Raw genomic sequence first — 22,076 nt, 5'->3', positions numbered from 1 at the left:
CTGACTCGACGAGAAGGTGATTTCGCGATGACCCACCGACCGCTTCCAGGCCGAGTGGCATATCGCCCCCTACGGACGTTGCAAATCCACCCAGCCGTCGAACGGCCGACATTCCGCGCCTGTGGCCCGAGTCTGCCGACCGCGACGCAAATCCAGGTCACTCACTACTCGCCACGCTGCTGCGGCGAATACAAGCGGTTCCCGGCACGCCCGGAAGGGGACTGCGTCGTGCTGATCAGCTTGAACGTCGCTGACGAGCGGCTCACGATTGCGCACCGAGCCAAGCTGGCCCACTCTACGTCCGGCCGCTATCCGTGAACCAGGTGCGACAGCGCCTGGAGAGCACGGAGCTGCAGTACTGCCTCGTCGATCGCGCCATCGGTCTGGGCTGGCCGCTAGAGCGCGTCCAGGTCAGTGACGAGAATCTGGGAAAATCCGGTGCTGGCGATGTGGATCGTCATGGTTTTCAGAAGCTCATTGCCGAGATCGGCCTTGGCAACGCCGCTCTGGGGTGAGCCTCGACGCTTCTCGCTTGGCTCGCAATAACCGGGACTGGCATCAGCTTCCCGAACTGTGCTCCATGTTCGGCGTGTTCATTGGGATCGTGAGCGGCTTTACGATCCGCGCGCCTACCACGACCGCCTGCTTTGGGTTTGTCCAGCATCATGAACCAGGCAGAGTTGCATGAGCCTCGGATGCGCCTTCACCAGGACGACGGGCGAGCTGCGGCTGCCCCTACCGGCCAGGCTCGCGACTGGCAGATAACGTTTTCCGGCCCGTCTTCATCTCGTGTTCGCCCAATTCGGAAACTGCAAAGCGCCCGCCGTGTGATGCGTTGGACAGGAACGCCTCAATCCCGATGAGAGGTGCAGGTCGCCGCCTGTAACGGCCGCAGATCGCAACTCCTTGTAACGGGGCGCGGTACGCCCAGAATGTCGTGCCTCATAGCGCCCTGGTTGGCCATGAACTCCTCCCAGCTGATATAGCCTGGGTGAGCGGCGTAGAGGCAAACCGCGATCCCGGCCGGCATCGGCTCGGATCTTTTGCTGGCGGCCATAAACGTACGCCCAGCATAGGCCGGATTTTGCAAGGACAATCTGCCTTGCTGGTCCCAATCCTAACGGCAGCACGGTTGACGCGCTGGTCTAGCGGGCGGTCCTCCATGCCCTGGTGCCGGATAACATTGAGATCGCACCCGGCGGCGGGCCAACTGGAGCAGGAGAGCCGTCAGCTCGCGCGCCAGTGGGCGCTTCGCGTGGACCGCGCCGCTACGAAGCCGAGCGCGCGCGGCTGGTATGACGCCGTACAGCCCGAGAACCGTCTTGTGGCGCGCTCACTTGAGCGGGCTTGGGAAGAGACGTAGCGTGTTGTCGAGGCGGTCGAGCAGCAGCATGCGCTTTGGCGCGCGCAAGAGCCGCTTCTGATTGGCCCGGCGGAACGCGCTGGGCTACAAGCGCTCTGTGAGAACCTGCCGCAAATTTGGAATACAGCCACTACGTCGGCAGCCGATCGCAACCGCCTTCTGCGATTTGCCATCCGCGAAGTCCTCCTTGATCAGAAACGGACCCGAGGTCAAGTGCGGCTCAAGATCCTCTGGCAGACCGGCGCAACCAGCTAGCAGCACGTACAACGACGCGTTCACACCTACCGCAATTACATCGACATTGATTAGTTGCGGCAACGGATCGGCGAGTTGAATGCTGAACACCAAATGGATGGCGAGATCGCGGCAATCCTCAATCAGGAGGGCTTCGCCGCGGCCCGAGGCTGCGCCTTCAACGGCGAGAACGTCTCGGTGTTGCGCACCCGCTGGAGCATTCACAGCCTCAAGATCAGCTGCATGTACAAGACTCCGATGCCCCGGCCTGACGGCAGCTTCTCGATCCTCAAGAAATTTATTTGGAACGCTCTGCGTATCGCCTCACCCCGGGAAGCGTTCCCGCAGTTTCACTTTTGAGAACTTGCCAGTGGATGTTCGCGGTACGGCGTCGATGAATTCGTAGCGGTCGGGCAATTGCCACTTCGCGATGTTACGTGCCAGCAGATACTGATCGAACTCCTTCGTGTCCACCTGCTTGCTGGGCCTGAGCACCACACAAGCTAGCGGTCTCTCGTTCCATTTCTCGTCGGGGATAGCGATCACCGCGGCTTCGACGACTGCCGGATGCTCCATTAACACAGTCTCGAGGTCCGCCGAACTGATCCACTCGCCTCCCGATTTGATGAGGTCTTTGGTCCGGTCGGTGATACGCACGAAGCCGAGCGGGTCGACCGAGGCAACGTCTCCCGTGCGTAGCCAGCCGTCCCCGGTGAACTGGTCATCGGTTACGGGTAGCTCGTGGTAGGATCCCGTGATGAAGGGTCCCCGCACCTGAATCTCGCCGACGCTCTTCCCGTCCCACGGCAGCTCGCCTTCCTCTCCCCAAAGTCGCAGATCTACAAGCGGCACGGGTACGCCGGCCATGGCAGCGCGTCGGTACTTCTCGTCGGCACCGGCGGCGCGCAATTCCGCCCGACCATACGATCTGGTGCAAACCGATGAAGTCTCGGTCATGCCCCATCCTTGATCCAGCCACACGCCGCGCTCGTCGTAAGCACGGATCAGAGACTCGGGCACCGCAGCGCCGCCTGTCATTGCGTGCATTGCCTTCGGCAACTTCCATCGGCCGCGGTCAGGTGAGGCTTCGGATTGCGCCGCATCGAATGCCTGCATTAACGTCATCCAGATCGTCGGCACGCCGACAGCCAACGTGGGCGGTTCGATCTGCATCAGATCGAGAAGGTCATCGGCATGCAAATGCGGCCCAGGGAACACGAGCTTCGCACCAAGATTCACTGCGCCGTAAGGAATTCCCCAAGCGTTTACATGGAACATCGGCGTGATTGGCAACACGACGTCCGTGCTACGCAGAGCCCAGAAGTCGCCGAGGCTCGCCACAAGCGTGCTCAGTATCGTCGAACGGTGGGAATACACGATGCCTTTCGGGCGGCCTGTCGTGCCAGACGTGTAGCATATCGCGACCGGATCGGCTTCGTCGTGCGCGGCATACTCGAGACTGTCAGGATTCGCGCGCTCCAGCACGACCTCGTAGTCTTGCAACTCGGTCGAGACCGGCGCGCCCGAGAATGGAAACACGATCACGTGTTCGAAGTGGTGCATGTGCGCGAATTGATAATACAAAGGCAGCAGGACGTCATCGACGATCAGGAAGCGATCCTCGGCGTTGCCTGCAATCCAGCCGATCTCGCCAGGCGCCAGGCGCAGGTTGAGCGTATGCATCACTCCGCCTGCCGCGGGGATGCCGAAGTAGCACTCCAGGTGAGCATGGTGGTTCCAGCACAGCGTCGCGACGCGGTCACCTTTCTCCAGACCAAGCCCCCGCAGCCACGACGCGAGGGAGCGTGTGCGTCGGTAGAACTCGCCATACGTATGGCGCCGAAGGCCCTTGTCGGGCATGCGCGAGACGATCTCGTTTCCGGCGAAAATTTTTCCTGCGCGCTCCAGCAGGTGATTGAGCGAGAGCGGCACCTCCATCATGGTGCTTTGCAATGTCGGTCTCCTTTCTGGTCAACAAAGTGCGGTGATACGACAGGTTAGACGCTATGCGCCCTGCGCCCCGTTGCCGGAACGACGCATCGGAGGCTCGAGACCATCGCAGTCTTCGACGCAGGTACTCAGCCGACGGAATCGGCGACATTGCGTGTATTGGAGCTTCGAAGAAGCAGCTCGCATTCCTGCTGATGATATCATCGCGATTGATGCTCCCGCTACTATCTCCTTTCAGAGTGATCGCTGGAGGTCCTGCACCCATTCGAACCAGCTAGGCCCCCATCTTGAAATTCCATATCGAGCGCCTCAGGCGACCTCGAACAAGCGGGCAGCTCCCATGCCGCCTCCGACTCACATGGTTACCACTACATACTTCGCTCCGCGGCGCTTGCCCTCGGCGAGGCATGGCCGCCAGACGCGCCCCCGTGAACGCCATAGGGATAGCCGATTGCGATGGTTCCTCTATTGACATTGTAAATGACGGAGTCGATCCTGAGATCGTCCCGACAGTAAAGAGCCTGGCAAGCAAAAGCTTCATTGAGCTCCCACAGCCCGATGAAACGGATCTGCTCGAGCCGGACTTCGAGCGGCATGGTTCTGCACTTCCGTCGGCATGACGGGGCCTCTGCAACGCATCATGGACGCCCGGCTGACTGAAATGCGCGATGCGCGCCAACGCTCTCGCGGACTCGCTCTCTATCGGAGAGCAATTAAAACGGATCCTGGAAAGGAGCCGTCCATGAGCAGGCTCTGCTTCGTTTCGCCTGGATTGATAATTCATTACGGTTACGTAACAACTGAACTCCTCCGGCCGCTTGTCTCCTCCAAAGGCGACTTGAGCCCAGGCATGTCAGTCACACGCTGCTCCGTTCCCCAGAACCACTGGCCGTTGCTCTGCGCGAATGGATTGTCGAGCAAGCCTGACTGATGCAGCGCCTGCTGTCGCGCAAGGAGATGCGGCCTGGTTGGCGAGAATGCGTGCGACGGCGCAAACGCCTGTCTGACTTCGCGGAATCCTCATGAGTCCGATGGCGCCGGCCAGCCGATCACCGTTTGAACCCGCCAGCTATCTTATTGTTGGACGTTATCTCTTTGCGATGGGTTGCATCGCCGGCACGAACCCCAACTGCGGCAAACGGCATGCTCCCCACGTCTCTTCACTACCTGAGGAACACTCACCAGTTGGCTAAGTCTGACCCCATCTCCCTCAGCGCTTCCGCCAAAGACACTTCGAATATGTCGATACCCTGGTTAAGCGTCTCCAGTTCGATCGTGAGCGCAGGCAAGAACTTTATGACCTGATCAATAGGCCCGCATCGCTCGAGCATCAACCCCTTCTCGAAGGCCTTGCGGGTCGTCGCCGCCGCAATTTCGGCTCTTTGGCAATCAAATCCAAATACCATGCCTCGTCCCCGAACAGCAAAACTGCCTGCATGCTGGGATCCAATGGCCTCAAGCCGGCTCCGCACGATATCGCCCGTACGCTGCACTTCATCCGCGAACGTTTTGCTGCGCCAGTACCTGTTGATGGCCGCGGTGGCAGACACAAGCGCAAGGTTGTTTCCCCGGAACGTGCCCGTGTGTTCTCCTGGCCGCCATGCGTCGCGCTCCTCCTTGATCAACAACATCGATAGTGGCAGGCCATACCCGCTTAGTGATTTCGACATGACGACAAGATCCGGCGAAAGCCCTGCGAACTCAAAGCTGAAGAACTGGCCGGTGCGGCCGCACCCCATCTGAACATCATCAACTATGAAGAGCGCACCAACCTCTCTCGCTATGGCCTGAACCGATTGCAACCACTCCTTGCTAGAAACATTTATCCCCCCTTCTCCCTGCACAGTTTCGACGAGAATGGCGGCCGGAGCATCGACACCACTGCTCTCATCCAACAATACCTTACGTAGGTAGTCTGCCGTATCAAAGGCAGGTCCAAGATAGCCGTCATAGGGCATGAAGGTTGCGTCAGCCAAGGAGACGCCACTGGCCCTTCGATAGAAATGATTGCCCGTCGCGGCCATCGCCCCCAGACTCATGCCGTGATATCCACGGGTGAATGAAATGACATTCTTACGTCCCGTGATCTTGCGCGAAAGCTTTAGAGCCGCCTCTACGGCATTGGCACCTGTTGGTCCCGTGAACTGGAAACGGTAGCGCAAGCCCCGTTCGCGAAGTATGACCGAATTAAAGGTCTCCATAAATTCGCGCTTCGCAGGAGTGGCCATGTCAAGCCCGTGTACGATGGCATCGGACGCCAGATACTCGGTGATGGCGGCTTTGATCAGGTGATTGTTGTGACCGTAGTTCAGAGCCCCTGCACCGGAGAGAAAGTCAATGACCTTCCTGCCATCGTCTGTCAGCATGACGGATCCGCGCCCCCGACTGAAAATGGCTGGTAGCGACAGTGGGTATGAGCGCACATTCGATTCAAGGGTTTCGAAAGCCCGCATGCCACACGGCTCGCCAATTGCTCCGCCCAAGATCGCCTCCGTAAAGGTGGTGCGTGAAGGACGCTCCCGCGATTTTTCGCGAGCAGCGGACATAGCGAGCCGAACGCTTGCACGTCTAGCAAGATTTATGTTGCGTGAAGCATGTTTCCCGGATCACTCAGATATATGAGCCGCAGGAACAACCAACCTGCCAATACTGGTAGTCGCTTCAGAATGTTCAATTGTGTCCTGTCATATAAACGCGCGGAGTCCCCCCGAAAAACTCCGGCCCGGCGCCTAAATAACGACTCTCCGAAATATGAGATCTGGCGCTGTAGACACGCAGCTGGTGGCAATAGTCAACGTGGAAAGTATTGAACGCCGAGTGTTTTGCCCGTCTTGAAAATCACAGGAATGAAACTATCCTGGGCTGCCAGATCTAACGGTCACCTCTGTCTGAAGAGAGAAACCAAACTTTGTTTGAAGGATCAGATTATTGACTCTGAAGGACGCCTCTGTTTGCGAGAATTATGAAACGCAACACGAGGAGTCCCGCGTAGATGGTGGTCCCGGTCGACAGGCCGATCCAGATACCAACGATGCCAAGTCCCATCTTCAAACCAAGCAGGTAACTGAGAGAGAAGCCAATCAGCCAGTAAGCAATTCCAATGAAGAGGAGCGGCACCCGCGTGTCTTTCATTCCACGCAGACTTCCCGTCGCAATGAGCTGCGCGGCATCCGTGATGAAAAAGCTCGCACCGATCAAAAGTAGTTTTGCAGCCAGTCCGATTGTCGCCTTGGCATCGCCCTGTGATTCATCCAGGAACAATCCGGCAATCTCAAAACGCGCGGCGATCACGGCGAGCGTCAGTATCGCGGCGATCACGACACCGAGCAGAATCGGAGCCAGACCTGCGCGTTTGACGCCGGAAAGGTCGTGGCGGCCAACCGCCTGGCCGACGCGCACGGACGCCGCCATGCTAATACCGAAGGGAATCATGGACAGGATCATGGTCACCTGAAGAGCGATCTGATGAGCAGCGAGTGCGCTGGTACTGATCAGGCCGGCCAGGAGCGCCGCTGCCGAGAACACGCCGACGCCCATCAACGAGGCCATCGAGATCGGAGCTCCAATCACAACCAGTTGCCGCATGACGCGCCAATCAAAATACGAAAAACGTGCAAGTAGGTTGTAGTCTCGGAAAGGGCGACGCATTGTCGCGACCCACAGAATGGTTAGGAACGTCATACAGTTCACCAAGGTGGTCGCGAGTCCGGCCCCGAACAACTCAAGACGCGGGAACCCGAGCTTTCCGTTTATTAGCAACCAGGCCAGAAGAGCATTGACGGGAATTGCCGCGAGCGTGATCCACAAGACCGGCTCCGGCCGGTTGGCCGCGCCCATGAAACCGCGGAGAGCCAGAAAACCCAGTGTCGGCGTCACACCCCAGGCCAATCCGAACAGATATTGCTGGCCGAGCCGCGCCGTGTCGGGCGCCTGGCCGAAGGCCAGCAGTATTGGCTCCCCGCGCGACGCAAACGCCATGATCGGTAACGACAGCATCATCGCCGCCCACAATCCCATGCGTACCGAGCGGCGTACCACGGCAAGATTATTTGCCCCAAACGCCTGTGCCGCCAATGGTGCAATTGGCGCCAGCAGACCTGAGCCGAAGGTGAACGCAAGGACATAGATTCTGCTGGCCAGCGCTGCCGCGGCAAACGCCTCCGCACCGAGGTACCCGATGAACGCGAGATCAGTTGTCATCATGACGATCTGGGCGATCTGGGTCAGCCCCATCGGCCATGCCAGCTTTGCGGTTTCGCTGAGCTCGACAGCGACGTGGCGGCTCATCTGTCTTATTCGTAAAAGCGGCGAGACGGATACCGGCTTTTTTTCGGCTATCTTGTGCATGGAAATTATTGCTGCCCGATTTGCCTCAGCGGAATCGTACGCCGCCACCAATCAGGACGAGAAAGCAATGCGCTGGTCGACTTACCAGGCGGTGCGACAGAAACTGACGGGCAATATTCCAATGAACCATAACTTGAATTTCTTGAGCCGCGATGCCGACTAGCATGTGGATGGCATGTTCTCTTCAAAGGTCGTGCCAAAAGCGAGAGCCTGAGTTGTCACGACTATTTGCGAGCGAACGTGTCGCGACCCCAACAAGGTCACAAATCCGACTGTCCCGAGTTCGGATCTCGCCCGGATCGTAGATTCTGCAATTGCCGATCCAGCCATTCGTGGCCATTCGATGACACGGCGGCGGTCGAAAATCGAGTACCGAAGAGGTGTAATCTAACGCGCTCGCAGCCGCCTGCTCCACTGCGAGCCGATTCGAAACCGGGGTCGAGGGATGACAGTGTGGAGCTCCGCCATTGGCTTCCACCGTCTTCCATTAGCCATAGCCTCGGCCGATCGCCACGCCCAGCGCCATGCTCGGCAGTCTGAAACGCGATACTCGACTGCCGCACAGCTATTATCCTGGATGTGGCCGAAGACATGGATAGTGATGCCGCGCTCCCCACTGATTTTATCAGTATGCCTGTTTGCTTCTCGTTTCGTCAGGCCGCATCGTCCTACCCCTTAGTATCAGGCTTGGTTTGCGCCGAGCGCCGGGCTCTCGCCAAAATGACCAGTGTGCCGCCACTCTACCAATGGAAGAAGTTATCGGTCTTGCTATATTGGGATTTGCTTGCTCTCTCCGCCGTGATTACGGTAATCGTTTTCGCTCGGCTGCTTGGGCCCCAAGTGCAATAGCTGATTGACGGGCCCCGACCTTCTTCCGCGGCCCTGAACCTTGGCAACGGTTCAAGCCTTAAACCAGCCGTGACCGAGGCACCGATGTCTCCTTGCAACTACCGTTGTGTGAATCCGATTGCTGACACGAGAACCTGCCTGACCGCGGATCAACAATTGTATGGAAGACTACAACTGACACGCCCGTTCTGGGCTGAGCTGGCGCTCACGACGGGAGATATCAAATCAATCGACCAGCCGAGCCTCCTGTCTAACGGGTCAACTCCAGCCTGACCGATTCCGATTGCGGCGCCGACTCGCACCCTGCAAGCGGTTCCGCCTTGAGGAACGACCTCTTTCAATGTGCACACGTAGCCCAGCAGCGAACGCTTACTCGAGAACTGACCTGTCGAGCAGAGCTGTCCATCATTGGTTCATTTCCAGGCTGCCAAATCTGAAACGCGATCGCAAATCGGCCGACTATTGATCTTGGTAGTTCCAGAGCTTGGCTAGATATGTAGTCTGCCCCATCTTACTAGCAACTTTGATGATGTGTTTTTCGGCGATCAAGCGTATGGAGCGTGATTTTCATGCGGGATAGCCACGCTTTTAGAATGGCGGTGACAATGGGCGAGGTGCAATGCCGAACATTGTGGTGACAGACGTAGTTCCTCCTTCCATCGTAAAGGCCATCGAGGGACGCCTTGACGATCCCGATGTTGTTATAGCACCGGCGACAATCGTCCTCTTGTTGTGGCGTTGGAAGATCCCGAAGCTCAACACGTCGTCGGAGGTGTGACCGGACTTTCGTCAGTCGAGTTGCTATTCCTGGATGCATTCTCTTTGCCCAAACCAGTCCGCGGAAAGGGATTAGGAACGATGGTCTTAAACGAATTTGAAGACGAAGGCCGGCGACGTGGCTGCCGATGGGCTTTCCTCTACACCGTCAGTCTTCCAGGTTTCTACGCTCGAAATGGATGGAAGGCCCTCGGGCGAACACCTTCCGACAGGCCCGGAACATTCCGGACTTTGATGACCAAGAGCTTGGAAGCATGTTCATAGGTCCTCATGCATGTTCTTCACCAAACTGCCGACCTATCTGACTCGGTGTTCAAGCGCAGTCGGATCGTGGCCCCCCGGGAGCTCGGCTTGCCGCCAGCGCAAAACTGTCGATCTGCAATCGGACCGCCTTATTGCGTCTCCCTCAGCAAGGGTGTCGCGCGCTGGAGCGCTGGCGGCCATGGTGATGTCCGCATTTGGTTCGTCCTCCACGTAACCTGATCGACTGATAGAGCACATGAGAATAGCACAGCTTGGCTTTATTGAAGTCGCCTTCAGAGGTTCTCTCGCGGGCACTCCGCTCGATGCCGAATTCAGCGTGCCAGCTAATGGAATAACGGCGATTTCAGGTTGCGGCAACACAACCGTCGCGCGCTGCATCGGCGGTCTCGAGCGTCTGCCCACTGGATTCTGTGCCTTGGACGGGGAGGTTTGGCAGGACGAAGACACTTTCCGCCCGCCGCATCTGCGTCCCATAGGCTATATTTTCCAACGGCCGATCCTTTATTCAGATCTGTCTGTTAGGCGTAACTTACTTTACGGCGCGTCAGAATTCGAACCGACTCCGATAGAGCTTGATGCGGTAATCGAATTGCTCGATCTGGCGCCGCTGCTTGACCGTTCTCCCTCACTTATTTCCGACGGCGAGCGGCAGCGTATCGCCATTGGCAACGCGTTATTATCCCAGCCTCGACTACTTCTGATGGAGGAGCCGCTTGCCGGGCTCGATCTCTCTGGCAGGCGCGAGCTTCTGCCATTCCTAGAGCGATTGCATGAGAGACTCACTCTGCCAATAATCTATGTCAGCAATGACATGGCTGAGATAGAACGCCTGGCCGATCATCTAGTCATGATGAAACACGGCATGGTTACAGCGGCTGCGCCGTTGGATGTCTTGCAGAGCGACCTTGCGTTGCCGCTTGCCACACGGCAAGAAGCCGCCGTCAGTCTTGATGCCGTCGTCAGCGGCTATGACGAGAGCTATGAACTGCTCGTCCTCGCCTTTAAAGGTGCACGCCTGTTGATCCCAGGCAAGCCACTTGCACCGGGCACGCAGCTACGGCTTCGCATCGCAGCCTGCGACGTTAGCGTCTCACGCGAGGACCCACGCGGGAGCTCCACACTCAATGTATTTCCGGCCCGCATCAAGGCCTCGGTGCCGCTCGGCGGCGCAGAGGTCATGTTACTTCTTGCACTCAAAACCAGTGGCTCCGGCGCGCAATTCTTATCGCGTGTTACACGCCGCTCCTTTGATGTGCTGGAGCTCGAGGATGGGATGGACGTGTTTGCCCAAGTCACGGGCATCTCGCTCGTCCCGACTTCTGAAGGGCTAATGCGAGGGCTGCCAACTTACACGAGAGAGGAAGATCCTGCGCCAAAAAGGAAGGGATGGTTGAGTCCATCAACATTTGAAGGCGGCATAGGCTTCTAGGGTGAGCGGATAGATGAAATACGTCACCTTTCGAGCGCAGGCGGCGTCCGGGCCTGGCTGATCCCAATAGCCGGATAACTGTACGCCTTCCTGGATATCACTTTCGATGGAAGTGACCGCTTGCTTGCCAGCGCTGGCAAGCAGCGTGGATATTGTAACGCCTCCATGACGGCACACTTTGAAGCTATCAAGATCGTTGGTCGGAGTTATTGTTAAGGATTTATCCCTGGTTAGGCGCGAGTGCAAAGGGTGACGTAGCCCCAACGATGTCATCCGCGAATATTGATACTTGACGGAAAGCTGTACTTCGGGTGCGCGGCTGCTGGGCGGATCCATGGTGGTGATCCAAGACTGTGCTCCTCCTTCTTTACCGCTGATGAATTCAGTCAGTAGCAGGGCGTCGCACCCTCGGCGTCAGTATGTATTGTGGCGACGCATGATCTCAGGCAGAACTCCAGAATTGAGATCCTGTCTACCAAGGCCGGCAGTATCGCTGAGGAATCCACACGCGGTAGACTCCCCGGCCAGAACAGGAGAGGCCCGTCTATTGCAATGGTGCAGCGAAACGCTCAAGCCCCACTCAATTCGATCGGTGCGGCTATCAATTGTGGTTCCTCCGAGCCTCCGAACAGAATTAGAATTCCCACAGTGAGTGGATACTCGCCTGTCTCATACCTTTAGTCCGTCAGATGTGATCGAGGGGATCCCACCGGTGTTGATGGGGTCGCTCCGCCCTATCCGGACGAACTTCTGGTCTGTAATCCATCGCCGCTGCCGCAGGCGGATATTAGCGGGACCCCATCAATGGGACTCCTTCGATGGCGGCTCTCCAATAGGCGCCTGACCACGCGCATTGGGAGTCCTGTGCTCGTGCAACACTCCATTGCCGGCCGCAGCACGAAACGCACGTTCAGGGTGGGGCAAATTACGTGGCCGGATACCCGCCTCCTCTGGTGGCTTCAGATTTTCCTCACAACGAACGCAATAGATCAACTTGACGTTGTAGGGACAGAACAGTGCAGACCGCAATGTCAAGGGATTAACCTTCAGCTGCCGTTTCAGCGGCTACCGTGAGCATTGATAGCGGCTTTCCCGGCGGGAGCCACCCTCGCCTCCTGGCAGGTCTTATTCAAGATGAGGAGCTGAATCATGAACATCGCCGCACCGATCCGCTGCACCAACTACAGCCTCAACCCGGGCGACGAGCTGAACGACCTTCGCATGTCCAAGGGGGTGGGGCCATTGTACAAGCGCATGCGCAAGTTCATCCGCGAAACCGTGGAACCGATTTCCGCTGAGCTCGAAAAGCATGCCGCAGAGGCAGGCAACCGCTGGAGCTTCACACGGACGCAGCTCGAAATGATCGAAAAAGCGAAATCGAGGGCCAAGGCGGAGGGCTTGTGGAACTTCTTTCTGCCCAATGCACACACTGGTGAGGGAATGAAGAATCTGGACTTCGCCTACATCGCGGCCGAGCTTGGCAAGGACCTGCTTGCACCTGAGACCCTGAACTGCGCGGCGCCCGATACCGGCAACATGGAGGTGCTGGAGCGTGTCGCACGCCGGAGCAGAAGGAGAAGTGGCTGAAGCCGCTGCTCAACGGTGAAATTCGGTCGGCTTACGCCATGACCGAGCCAGACGTGGCCTCATCGGACGCCAGGAACATCTCGACAAGCGCAAAGCTTGTCGGTGACGAGTGGGTGATCAACGGCGATAAATACTTCATCTCCGGCGCAGGCGATCCGCGCTGCAAGATCATGATCGTGATGGCGAGGACCAACCAGGATGCACCGACCAGCAGCAGCATTCGCAAATTCTGGTGCCGAAGGACACGCGCCCGGCGTCGAGATCCTCGGACCCATGCACGTTTTCGGGCAAGACCACGCGCTGCGCGGCCACATGCACCTGCGCTTCAACAATGTCGGGTACCGAAGGAAAATATCCTGCTCGAGGAGGGGCCGCGGCTTCGAGATCATCCGCCTCGGCCCGGGCCGCATCCATCACTGCATGCGCGTCATAAGCAAGGCTGAGAAAGCACTCGACATGATGGCGCGCCGCGGGCTCACCCGCGAGGCCTTCGGCAGGAAGATTGCGCGTCTCGGCGGCAATCTGCAAATCATCGCGCAGGCCCGCTGCGAAATCGAAGCCATGCGGCTGATGGTCCTGAAGGCGGCGAGGGCCATGGATGTGCTCGGCAACAAGGAGGCGCGTGTCTGGGTCAGTATGATCAAGGCCATGGTACCGGAGCGTGCCTCCTGAATTATCGATCAGGCGATCCAGATGCACGGCGCAAGCGGCATGTCAAACTAGACGCCGCTCGCCGAGATGTACACGGATGTCCGCCAGTTGCGCATGACCGACGGTCCCGACGAGGTCCACTGGATGGTCGTGGGCCGGCACGAACTGAGCATGGAGTAAGGGACGACGCCCGGCCGAATCTGACGTGCCATGCACGGTTGCTTCGGGGTGCTGTCTTGGCGAGCGCAAGGAAGCCGCCTCACTCAACGCCGTCAGGCAACAGACCTCCCCGTTGTGGGGCGAAGGGTGACTCAGGTCAGCGCCTTTCGGCCTTAGCGGTATGAGAACGCGTTCGCGCGTCGGAAGGAAAGATGCAAGAGCCCAAATGGACAAGAAAGCTCGAAGGTGAGCGGATACGGCTTTAGCTCTCTTGGAAAGGCATCCTGGACAGCTGAACGTCCGCATCCAGCATCTCGCGGAATTGGGCTTCCCACGCGTCCCTGCGTAATCAGATGCTTCACGCTGATGCAGTCTGGTCAACGATGATTTGCCCCCAGCGGCCCTTGCAACTCGTATTCACAAGCATCCCGTTGCCCTTTTGCGCAGGAAACGCCGTATCGCCAATAAGCAGCGCATGAGGGAAACAGAAGCGTGCCGGTTGTTCGCTTCGATGCAGGCTGGGGTGGTGCTCGCCCTCAAGATATCTTTCTCAACTCGTCGCGCCAAACTCCGCCGTGGCAGCACTAAACTATTGCGCCTTCGTTTTCGAGCACGAAGGTAAATACTGCGAGTGCGGCCCGCGCTGGTGAATGTCGTGAGGGAAGCCACGGTCAGTCCTTTCCAAGGGCCGCAGGGGCTGTGCGGCCGCAAGGTTAATCTGCCGGAGCGGTAGTGAGCGGTTTGTCGAAGGCTGGGCGGAGCGCACCGGAGAACCAGCGCGGAGCTCCACGAGCTAAAAAAGTAAAGGTTGCGAGGAAGCTAGCGTCCTCGGACAAGCCACGGCGCTCCGAGAGATTAACTTTGAAGTTGCTCATCTTCGCTGCGCCCCAAAGAGGCCATGCCGCGTACATCCCCACAATCGAGCGACTGAAATATCCCACTCGATTTGATCGCGCTGACAGGCGGGGATACCTTAAGGCAAAGCAAGCAATAGGAGACGCTCGATGGAGCAAGAAGAATGTCCCTTTAAATGGGGAGACCGGGTCACCCACAAGCTATTTGGATTTGCCACCGTGAACGGCGAGCCAACAGCCATTGTTGGGCCTGATGCCACGCTCCGCAGAACGGTGCCCAGGGGCTGGACCGTCCGGTTGAGCGGGATGATAAGGGCCAGGCGCCCGCTCGTGTAGCCAGTGACCACCTCACCAAAATATCCTCGCCCGATGCCAAGTGTGCTCGGTACTGGCCCAGGAGCAAACGGCATTGAAAGACCTGGTGGAATTCCTGCGCCAAGATGCTGCCGGCGAGCACCAATAACTCGATCACGAACATCAAGGCATTGGCACAACCATGCTGCCCGCGACAGAGGAGGAAAACGAGTACGTGCTTCGTATTACCTGTCGCAATCGCCTGATGGCGCGGCCGTCTTATTCCTGCAGAAGGTGTATTCGGAAGCGGTCATCAATCACCGCCATGACGTGTGGGATGTTCGCGTGAGTCACGGCGGTGGTTCATCAACAACCCAACCAATCTTTAATGCAAGAGCAGTTTTGGATTGCGGCCGGGCAGACATTCCGGCGCGGTGGCCCTTTTTTACGCGCACCGGAACGGACAACGATGAGCATGTACTACCGAAGGTACCGCTCACGAGGCTAGAAAGAGCGCGTTAGTGCGTCAAGTTCAGCAAAATTGATCGTGGGGTCCGGCCGAGCCATCCTCTCGGAGCCGCCGTCGCTCGCTTGCCCAAGAGCGCAGCGCTGGCGAGCGACGGCGGTGGAGAGGGGGCGTGCATCCCCTTGGTGGGCCTGAGCATCGTCAGGCCGCCTGGCGTAGTGCCTCCTTCTTGTGTTCCTTCAGCAGGTCCATGTTGAGATAGCGATGATCCTCGAGCCAAGTCTCGTGACGCTCGACGGTCAAGGCGCGCACCAGCCGCACGCAGCTCTCGGCATTGGGGAAGATTCGCACCACGTAGGTGCGCCGCCGGATCTCCTCGTTGAGCCTCTCCAGCATGTTGGTCGACTTCATGTGCTTGCGGTGCGCCAGCGGCAGGAGAAAATAGGTGAGCGTCTCCTCGGTGTTCTCTTCCACCCAGCCGGTGAGCTTAGGGTACTTGCCGCCCCATTTGCCGAGCTACGCGGCCAGATCGCGCCGGACCTCCGAGAGGTCGCGCCGGTCGTACATCCATCTGAGCTCCAGCAGGCAATCGTCATCGACCTTCCGAGGCACATAGTCGAGCGCGTTCCTGAGGAAGTGCACATAACAGCGCTGCCAGAACACGCCAGTCAGAACTTCGGGAATGGCCTTCTTCAAGCCCCGATTGTCATCGGAGACGACGAACTCGACGCCATGCAGGCCACGGGCCTTCAGGCCTTCCAAAAACTCCTTCCAGCTCGATCGGCTCTCTCGGTTGGCGAGCTCGACCGCGAGCACCTGACGCCGGCCCTCCCAGTCGACCCCGATCGCGATCAGCACCGCCTGGCTCGCGATGATGCCATCGTCCCTGACGCGCTCGTAACGGGCGTCCAGGATCATATAAGGGAACGGCTCCTTGAGCTTGCGCTCGCAGAACGCCTTCAGCGACGCATCCAGCCGCTTGTTGATCGCGCTGATCGCCGAGGCCGAGAAGGCATGGCCCACCAGCTCCTCGGTGACCTGCTTCACGCTCCGGGTCGAGACGCCTTGCACGTACATCTCGGCCAAGGCCGCCACCAGCGCCTTCTCCGAGCGCTGGTAGCGCTCGAACAGCTCGGTCGAGAACCGTCCCTGCCTGTCCTGCGCCACCTTCAGCTCGATCTTGCCGACCCGGGTGATCAGCGAGCGGGAATAGTAGCCGGAGCGATAGCCAAACCGCCCCTCGCTGCGCTCTCCTTCCTCCGCACCCAGCGTCTCCGTAATCTCGGCCTCGAGAATCTCCTGCACCGCACCCTGGATCAGCGGCTTCAGGAACTCCTTGCCCGACGTCAATAACTCTTTGACTGCAGAGACATCCGTCCTATCTTCGTCACGGTCATGGCGGGTCCAAGCTCCTCTACGAGCAGTGATCTTCGCAATCACGGGACTTACCATGACCGCTTCACCCTCTCAGCTTTTGGCAGAACCTCCCGCACACTACCGGGGCTTGCGCTCCAGCGCCGGCGAACATTGCCTCAGAACAAGACTCTGCCAGCGAACGTTGCCATAGAACAAGACTCCTCCTCAATTTCCTTGATGAACCTCTAGGTTACGAAAACATGTGTCCCGTCCCCAACGATCCGCCGTGCGCTCTCATTGCAACGGGCGGTGCTTGACGGAACGACTCCGAGGCCCCCTCCTCTGACGAAAACGCCACCCAGGTATTGAAGTCGAAGTTTATCAATCTGGTCTCACGCAACTGCCAAATTCTGCGCGTGAGCCGGAGAATTCGCAGCTTTTTTGCGATCAGGCCGACAACTGAGCTCTACAGTGACTAGTCGACTGTGGACCCCGCTGGCGGCATGATTCGCGCGGCTTGGTCGTTGCTTGCTTCAGAAAAGCGGCTGTCCTAAATGGGTGATTAATGGCGCGATGCGGACAGGTGGTGGGCAAAAGCTGGCAGAGGCAACCTCATTGGCCCTCTAACACGTTTTCGCATCAGGAGTTGGCCCGCTCTCACCAGCGGGTTGCCTGTTGCTCTCGAGAAGCACCGGCGTCATCTTTGAAAGCACGTCTGAATTGGCTGCGCGCTGGCGCGAAGGAACCTTCAGCGCGAGCCAATCGAAGGCGAAACGCCTCGCGAGAGCTCGCAGCGATCAGTCGATGCTGAAACAACTTTCAGCCAATGGCCGATTCCCTCGAGAGCTCATCGAGCACCTGCCGCGTCGCCCCGTGCGCCAGTTCGACAATCTCGTCTATTTCGGCTTCGGAGACAACGAGAGGCGGAGCAAAACCAAGAATGTCGCCATGCGGCATCGCGCGCGCAATGAGCCCCCGATCGCGGGCAGCTTTCGAGATGCGGGCACCGACCTTGAGCTGCGGATCAAACGGGCGCTTGGTGTGACGATCTGCAACGAATTCGATTGCTCCGAGCAAGCCGACGCCTCTCACTTCCCCGACATTCTCGAGCTGCGCGAACCGCTCCCTGAGTCTGTTCTGGAAATGCTCGCCTACGATTCTGGCACGATCGCTTAGTTGCTCTCGTTCGACGATATCAAGAACCGCATTGGCGGCCGCGGCGGCAATCGGGTGGCCTGAATAGGTGTATCCATGGGAAAATGCCCCCACTCTGTCCGCGGCTTCCTCCATGACGGCGTAAACCTTTTGACCAACGATGGCTGCCGAGAGCGGCACGTAACCGGAGGTCAGGCCTTTGGCGACGGTCACGAGGTCAGGCTCGATTTCGTAAAGCGTGCTGCCGAAGTCCGCCCCGGTTCGCCCGAACCCACAAATCACCTCATCGGCAATCAGCAGCACGTCGTAACGACGAAGCACGGCTTGGATTTCACGCCAGTAGGCCGCCGGCGGCGGGGTGATGCCGCCCGTCCCCAGCACCGGCTCGCCGATGAAGGCGCCAACCGTTTCGGGCCCCTCGCGCAGGATCAGCTGCTCGAGCTCGGCAGCACGCCGGCGAGAGAAGGCCTCCTCGCTCTCGCCTTGCTCGGCGCCCCAATAATGGTGGGGTGCACCGGTATGCAGAATGCCCGGAAACGGAAGGTCCATATGATCATGGTAGAACGACATTCCGGTCATCGAGCCGGAAACCACTGAACAGCCATGGTAGCCGCGGTCGCGAGAGATGATCTTTTTCTTCTTCGGCTTGCCGCGCAGGTTGTTGTAGTACCAGACGAGCTTGGCCTGCGTTTCATTGGCATCCGATCCTGACAAGCCGAAGAACACCTTGGCTGGCTTGCCCGGCGCCATTCGCACGAGACGATCCGCCAGCCTTGCCAGCTCCTCAGTCGTGTGGGCGGCATATGTGTGGTAGTAGGCCAGCTTATGAGCCTGCCGCGCGATGGCGTCAGCCACTTCGGTCCGACCGTAGCCAATGTTTACACAGTAGAGGCCGGCAAAGGCATCGATGTAGCTGCGTCCACCGGCATCTTCGATGCGGATGCCTTGACCGGTCGTGACGATCGTCGGATCACCGATCTTGCCTGCGGCGAATTCCTTGAGCTGGGTGAATGGATGCAGGACACTTGAGCGATCCCGTTCGGCGATGGTTTTCATGTCGATCATTCCAGTTCTCCTAAGCTACCAGATCTCCGAAGCAGACGTATTTGAGTTCCATGTATTCCGCCAAACCGTGCCGCGAGCCCTCGCGGCCGAGGCCAGACTGCTTCCACCCGCCAAACGGAATCGGCGGGCCAGTGAACGAGGCCGTATTGATACCGAGCATGCCGCACTCGATCTGCTCGGAAAGACGAAGCGCCCGACGCAGATCGTTCGTGTAAATGTACCCGGCCAGCCCCATTTCGTTGGCATTTGCCCGGGCGACGACCTCTTCTTCCGACTCGAACGGAAGTACGGCAGCTACCGGTCCAAACGTCTCCTCACGCGCAATGAGCATGTCTTCAGTGACATCGCCCAGCAGCGTCGGCGGAACGAAGTTCGCACCCAGACTGGCACCTTGATGAGTGCAAAGAATGCGGGCGCCCTTTTTCACGGCATCATCGATCTGGATCCTGCACTTGTTGGCGACTGACAATTTGGTCATTGGTCCAATGTCTGTTGCAGCTTCGAGACCGTGACCGACTTTCAGTTGAGCCATCGCGGCAGCAAAAGCCTCGACGAAGGCGGTGTAGATGCCTTGTTGAACATAGATGCGGTTGGCGGCCAGGCAGTCCTGGCCTGACGTAGCGAACTTCGCGACCATCGCCCCGTTCACGGCCTTCTCGAGGTCAACGTCATCAAAGATGAGGAAAGGGGCATGTCCGCCCAGCTCCAGCGAGACCTTCTTGATCGTGTCGGCCGCCCCCTCGAGAAGAAGACGGCCGACCTCGGTAGAACCGGTGAATGAAAGGGCGCGTATCCTTTTATCGCGCAACAGCGGCGTCGACAGTTCGACGGGATGACCAACCACCACCTGAAACACGCCGCGCGGAATACCGGCCTCTTCCGCCAGCCGGGCCACGGCAAGCGCAGAAAGCGGCGTCTCCGGCGCGGGCTTCACTATGGCCGGACAACCGGCCGCAAGAGCGGCCCCGGCCTTTCGGGTAATCATCGCGACTGGAAAATTCCACGGAGTAATCGCCGCCGCCACGCCGATTGGCTGCATTCGCACCTGAAGCAGGCTTCCTGCCTTGTGGCTCGGAATTGTCTCGCCGTATGCACGCTCGCCCTCTGCGGCGAACCAGTCGAGAAATCCAGCGCCGTATGCAATTTCCTGGCGAGCCTCCTGAAGTGGCTTGCCCTGCTCGCTCGTCACCAGGACGGCGAGCTCTTCCGAATGGTCGAGCATCAATGATGCCCAGGACCTGAGGAGCGCTCCACGCCTTGCTGGCAACAACCTTCGCCACGCAGCAAACGATCGATCAGCTGCCGCGATCGCAAGACTCATATCCGAAGCTGAGCAACGAGCCACATCCGCGATCTCTTCCCCGGTCGCCGGATCGACCACCACGTCCCTCTGGTCGCTCGCAACCCAGCGGCCATCGATCAGCGCGTCTCCCGCCAGAAAATCGCGACGACGCAGGTCCTGCAGGCAGCTGGCTGCAAGACCGGGCAAATTAGGGCTTTTGTGCCGGCTGGTTTCAAGGGCCATTCGAAGGTCCGAAGCGTACAGTTTGTTGAAGTTTCCTGTGCATTCAGGATACTGGTGCCGCATGAGACATTTGCGTCGCATTTCCTGACGCTAGGATGATTTCCTGCATCGCGCAGGCATTTTGCGATGAAACTCACCTCAAGGCTGGAGACGACATGCAGTACGATCGGATAGACGCTCGAATCCTCGAGATCGTGCAGAAGAACAATCGTTTGACATCCGAGGTGATCGGCGAAATGGCAGGCCTTTCCGCGACCGCGTGTCAGCGACGACTGAAGAGGCTCCGTTCGGAAGGTATCATCGAGGCCGATGTCTCCATCGTTTCTGCGAAGGCGGCGGGAAGGCCCATTCAGATGCTCGTGCTGGTCAACCTGGAGCGGGAGCGTTCGGATATCATCGACAGGTTCAAGAAGGCGATCAAGTCGTCTGTTGACGTCGTCAATGGCTTCTACGTCACCGGCGAAGCCGACTTTGTCTTGTATGTCACCGCCCCTACCATGGAAGAGTATGAGCAATTCACCCGGCGGTTCTTCTATGAGAACCCGGACATCAAGGGCTTCAAGACGATGGTCATCATGGACCGCGTCAAGGTAGGCTTTGCTGTTCCAATTGCGGCTCCGCCCGAGGATTGATGTGGCTGCCCTCTCTCGCGGATCGGTGCATCGAGTGCTCTTCATCTAGTAGTATGCTGATCCCGGGACAAGCCGCAGATCATTTGGACGCGACAACTCAGCTTGCCTTGACTTGTCGGTTTGACCCCGCGGAGCTCAGTGACAAACCGGGCTGCGCCTCCAGCCTGACGAGAGAGAAAGCGTGTACACGTGAGGAGTGCTCAGCTGGTCGTCATGCAGTACGCACTTTCGTACGTTGCGTACGGATTAGCGCCATCGAAAATGATGCTGCCCGACCATCCGGAAGTGTTCGGATGTCCGGAGCTGTCAGGGAAGGCAGGTAATGTCACGCACCAATCGGCTGCGCGCAGGTGACGCCGCCGCAAGGCAGTTTCGTCCAGAGTCGAAAGGCTGGAGCAGAACGTCTGCAGTGACTTTTTCAGTCGGCTGCCCCCTCCCCTGAGATCACGGACCGGACAGAATAAGCCTCCGAAACAAGCTTGTAACAGCCACACGCCGTCCGTTCGAGATCGCCGCGTTCATCGATGTGCAAGACGCCCCGCATCTTGCGAATCAATCCCTGTTCTTCGAACCGGATCAGGGTTTCCGTTACGGTGGCGCGGCGCAATCCCAGGACAGACGAAAGGTACTCATGGGTAACTGGAAGTACTTGAGTGCCAGCAGCGTCACTCGCCAGACATAGCCAGCTCGCAAGCCGCTCTTCGCGACGGTGCCTAACGGCGCATAATCCTGTCTGGGCGCAATGCAAGGCCAGCGCCTGAGCATACTGAAAAAGACTTCCCTGGATTTCCGGACGCTCGCTCATCATTCGACGCAAGTCCTCGACACGAATTCTGTGCCCGCTTCCAGGAAAGATAACAACAGCTTCAAGCGTCGAAAGATGTCCTCCCGTGAAGATCGAGGCACCGACCGCACCCTGATATCCGATCACTGCAGTTTCAAGGATGCTTCCCGCTGCGACAATTCTCAGCGAGACGAGCCCTGACTCGACGAAGTAAACATACTCAGGAGGCTTTTTCCGCTCTTGCAGAACCATGCGCTCGTTCAGGACGACTGGCTCGAGGAACTTCGCCATTGGCGCGAGATCCTGAAGGGAGACTCTCGCCAGCACCGAATTTC

At 58.5% G+C, this 22,076-nt stretch carries 13 protein-coding genes and 3 pseudogenes; 7 read left to right on the top strand and 9 right to left on the bottom strand.

What is annotated here, in order from left to right; genetic code table 11:
- Positions 1 to 314: 314 nt before the first annotated feature.
- Together GGD65_RS20190 and GGD65_RS20185 are read left to right on the top strand one after the other, a co-directional pair.
- A complete protein-coding gene (locus tag GGD65_RS20190; RefSeq protein WP_183236386.1) occupies positions 315 to 515 on the top strand; it encodes a hypothetical protein in 201 nt (66 codons plus the stop codon).
- Between the two features lie 1,196 nt (positions 516 to 1,711).
- Complete coding sequence (locus tag GGD65_RS20185; protein ID WP_183236385.1) at positions 1,712 to 1,957, top strand: hypothetical protein; 246 nt, start codon at positions 1,712 to 1,714, stop codon at positions 1,955 to 1,957.
- Here GGD65_RS20185 and GGD65_RS20180 read toward each other — a convergent pair.
- From GGD65_RS20180 to GGD65_RS20165, 4 genes and pseudogenes are all read right to left on the bottom strand, one after another.
- The gene (locus GGD65_RS20180; RefSeq protein WP_183236384.1) at positions 1,922 to 3,550 is read right to left on the bottom strand and encodes a long-chain fatty acid--CoA ligase; all 1,629 of its coding nucleotides are present in this window, start codon (positions 3,548 to 3,550) and stop codon (positions 1,922 to 1,924) included. The genes GGD65_RS20185 and GGD65_RS20180 overlap by 36 nt on opposite strands.
- Positions 3,551 to 3,901: 351 nt before the next feature.
- Positions 3,902 to 4,107: pseudogene (locus tag GGD65_RS20175) on the bottom strand (acetyl-CoA C-acyltransferase); the annotation flags it as partial.
- 618 nt (positions 4,108 to 4,725) lie between these two features.
- Complete coding sequence (gene ectB, locus GGD65_RS20170) at positions 4,726 to 6,000, bottom strand: diaminobutyrate--2-oxoglutarate transaminase (RefSeq protein ID WP_183236414.1); 1,275 nt, start codon at positions 5,998 to 6,000, stop codon at positions 4,726 to 4,728.
- Positions 6,001 to 6,472: 472 nt separating this feature from the next.
- Positions 6,473 to 7,834: an MATE family efflux transporter gene (locus GGD65_RS20165; protein WP_246783356.1), complete on the bottom strand. Its 1,362-nt coding sequence runs from the start codon at positions 7,832 to 7,834 to the stop codon at positions 6,473 to 6,475.
- A gap of 58 nt (positions 7,835 to 7,892) precedes the next feature.
- Between GGD65_RS20165 and GGD65_RS20160 the strand changes: the two genes are divergently transcribed.
- From GGD65_RS20160 to modC, 3 genes are all read left to right on the top strand, one after another.
- Positions 7,893 to 8,057, top strand: a complete 165-nt coding sequence (locus GGD65_RS20160) for a hypothetical protein (protein WP_183236382.1) — start codon at positions 7,893 to 7,895, stop codon at positions 8,055 to 8,057.
- A 1,418-nt stretch (positions 8,058 to 9,475) separates the two neighbouring features.
- Positions 9,476 to 9,784 carry a GNAT family N-acetyltransferase gene (locus GGD65_RS41145; protein WP_183236381.1) on the top strand — a complete coding sequence of 103 codons (309 nt, stop codon included), beginning with the start codon at positions 9,476 to 9,478 and terminating at the stop codon, positions 9,782 to 9,784.
- A 235-nt stretch (positions 9,785 to 10,019) separates the two neighbouring features.
- Positions 10,020 to 11,213: a molybdenum ABC transporter ATP-binding protein gene (modC, locus tag GGD65_RS20150; protein ID WP_183236380.1), complete on the top strand. Its 1,194-nt coding sequence runs from the start codon at positions 10,020 to 10,022 to the stop codon at positions 11,211 to 11,213.
- Here the strand turns inward: modC and GGD65_RS20145 are convergent.
- Positions 11,184 to 11,549 carry a hypothetical protein gene (locus GGD65_RS20145; protein WP_183236379.1) on the bottom strand — a complete coding sequence of 122 codons (366 nt, stop codon included), beginning with the start codon at positions 11,547 to 11,549 and terminating at the stop codon, positions 11,184 to 11,186. The two genes, modC and GGD65_RS20145, sit on opposite strands and share 30 nt — an antisense overlap.
- Before the next feature lie 813 nt (positions 11,550 to 12,362).
- On the opposite strand from GGD65_RS20145, the pseudogene GGD65_RS20140 reads away from it, so the two are divergent.
- A pseudogene (locus tag GGD65_RS20140) lies at positions 12,363 to 13,631 on the top strand (acyl-CoA dehydrogenase family protein).
- A 1,794-nt stretch (positions 13,632 to 15,425) separates the two neighbouring features.
- On the opposite strand, the pseudogene GGD65_RS20130 reads toward GGD65_RS20140, so the two are convergent.
- The 3 genes and pseudogenes from GGD65_RS20130 to GGD65_RS20120 all read right to left on the bottom strand — a co-directional run bounded on the left by GGD65_RS20130 (position 15,426) and on the right by GGD65_RS20120 (position 20,289).
- Positions 15,426 to 16,676: pseudogene (locus tag GGD65_RS20130) on the bottom strand (IS256 family transposase).
- Between the two features lie 723 nt (positions 16,677 to 17,399).
- Complete coding sequence (locus GGD65_RS20125) at positions 17,400 to 18,800, bottom strand: aminotransferase (RefSeq protein ID WP_183236378.1); 1,401 nt, start codon at positions 18,798 to 18,800, stop codon at positions 17,400 to 17,402.
- Positions 18,801 to 18,810: 10 nt separating this feature from the next.
- A complete protein-coding gene (locus GGD65_RS20120; RefSeq protein ID WP_183236412.1) occupies positions 18,811 to 20,289 on the bottom strand; it encodes an NAD-dependent succinate-semialdehyde dehydrogenase in 1,479 nt (492 codons plus the stop codon).
- 191 nt (positions 20,290 to 20,480) lie between these two features.
- On the opposite strand from GGD65_RS20120, the gene GGD65_RS20115 reads away from it, so the two are divergent.
- The gene (locus GGD65_RS20115) at positions 20,481 to 20,957 is read left to right on the top strand and encodes an Lrp/AsnC family transcriptional regulator (RefSeq protein WP_183236377.1); all 477 of its coding nucleotides are present in this window, start codon (positions 20,481 to 20,483) and stop codon (positions 20,955 to 20,957) included.
- 418 nt (positions 20,958 to 21,375) lie between these two features.
- Here GGD65_RS20115 and GGD65_RS20110 read toward each other — a convergent pair whose 3' ends face one another.
- On the bottom strand, positions 21,376 to 22,032 hold the full coding sequence (locus tag GGD65_RS20110) for a Crp/Fnr family transcriptional regulator (protein ID WP_246783355.1): 657 nt from the start codon (positions 22,030 to 22,032) through the stop codon (positions 21,376 to 21,378).
- Between the last annotated feature and the right edge of the window lie 44 nt (positions 22,033 to 22,076).

Origin of the sequence: Bradyrhizobium sp. CIR18 (assembly GCF_014198295.1) — a bacterium.
Taxonomy (GTDB): Bacteria; Pseudomonadota; Alphaproteobacteria; order Rhizobiales; family Xanthobacteraceae; genus Bradyrhizobium.
Note: the sequence above shows the minus strand (reverse complement) of the source record. Positions and strands in the feature narration are given on the sequence as shown.

Excerpts from the sequence above, each read along its gene's own strand:
- GGD65_RS20185 (WP_183236385.1), top strand. The coding sequence starts at position 1,712 with ATGGATGGCGAGATCGCGGCAATCCTCAATCAGGAGGGCTTCGCCGCG.
- ectB (WP_183236414.1), bottom strand. The coding sequence starts at position 6,000 with ATGCGGGCTTTCGAAACCCTTGAATCGAATGTGCGCTCATACCCACTG.
- GGD65_RS20165 (WP_246783356.1), bottom strand. The coding sequence starts at position 7,834 with ATGAGCCGCCACGTCGCTGTCGAGCTCAGCGAAACCGCAAAGCTGGCA.
- GGD65_RS20160 (WP_183236382.1), top strand. The coding sequence starts at position 7,893 with ATGGAAATTATTGCTGCCCGATTTGCCTCAGCGGAATCGTACGCCGCC.
- modC (WP_183236380.1), top strand. The coding sequence starts at position 10,020 with ATGAGAATAGCACAGCTTGGCTTTATTGAAGTCGCCTTCAGAGGTTCT.
- GGD65_RS20145 (WP_183236379.1), bottom strand. The coding sequence starts at position 11,549 with ATGGATCCGCCCAGCAGCCGCGCACCCGAAGTACAGCTTTCCGTCAAG.
- GGD65_RS20125 (WP_183236378.1), bottom strand. The coding sequence starts at position 18,800 with ATGATCGACATGAAAACCATCGCCGAACGGGATCGCTCAAGTGTCCTG.
- GGD65_RS20115 (WP_183236377.1), top strand. The coding sequence starts at position 20,481 with ATGCAGTACGATCGGATAGACGCTCGAATCCTCGAGATCGTGCAGAAG.
- GGD65_RS20110 (WP_246783355.1), bottom strand. The coding sequence starts at position 22,032 with ATGGCGAAGTTCCTCGAGCCAGTCGTCCTGAACGAGCGCATGGTTCTG.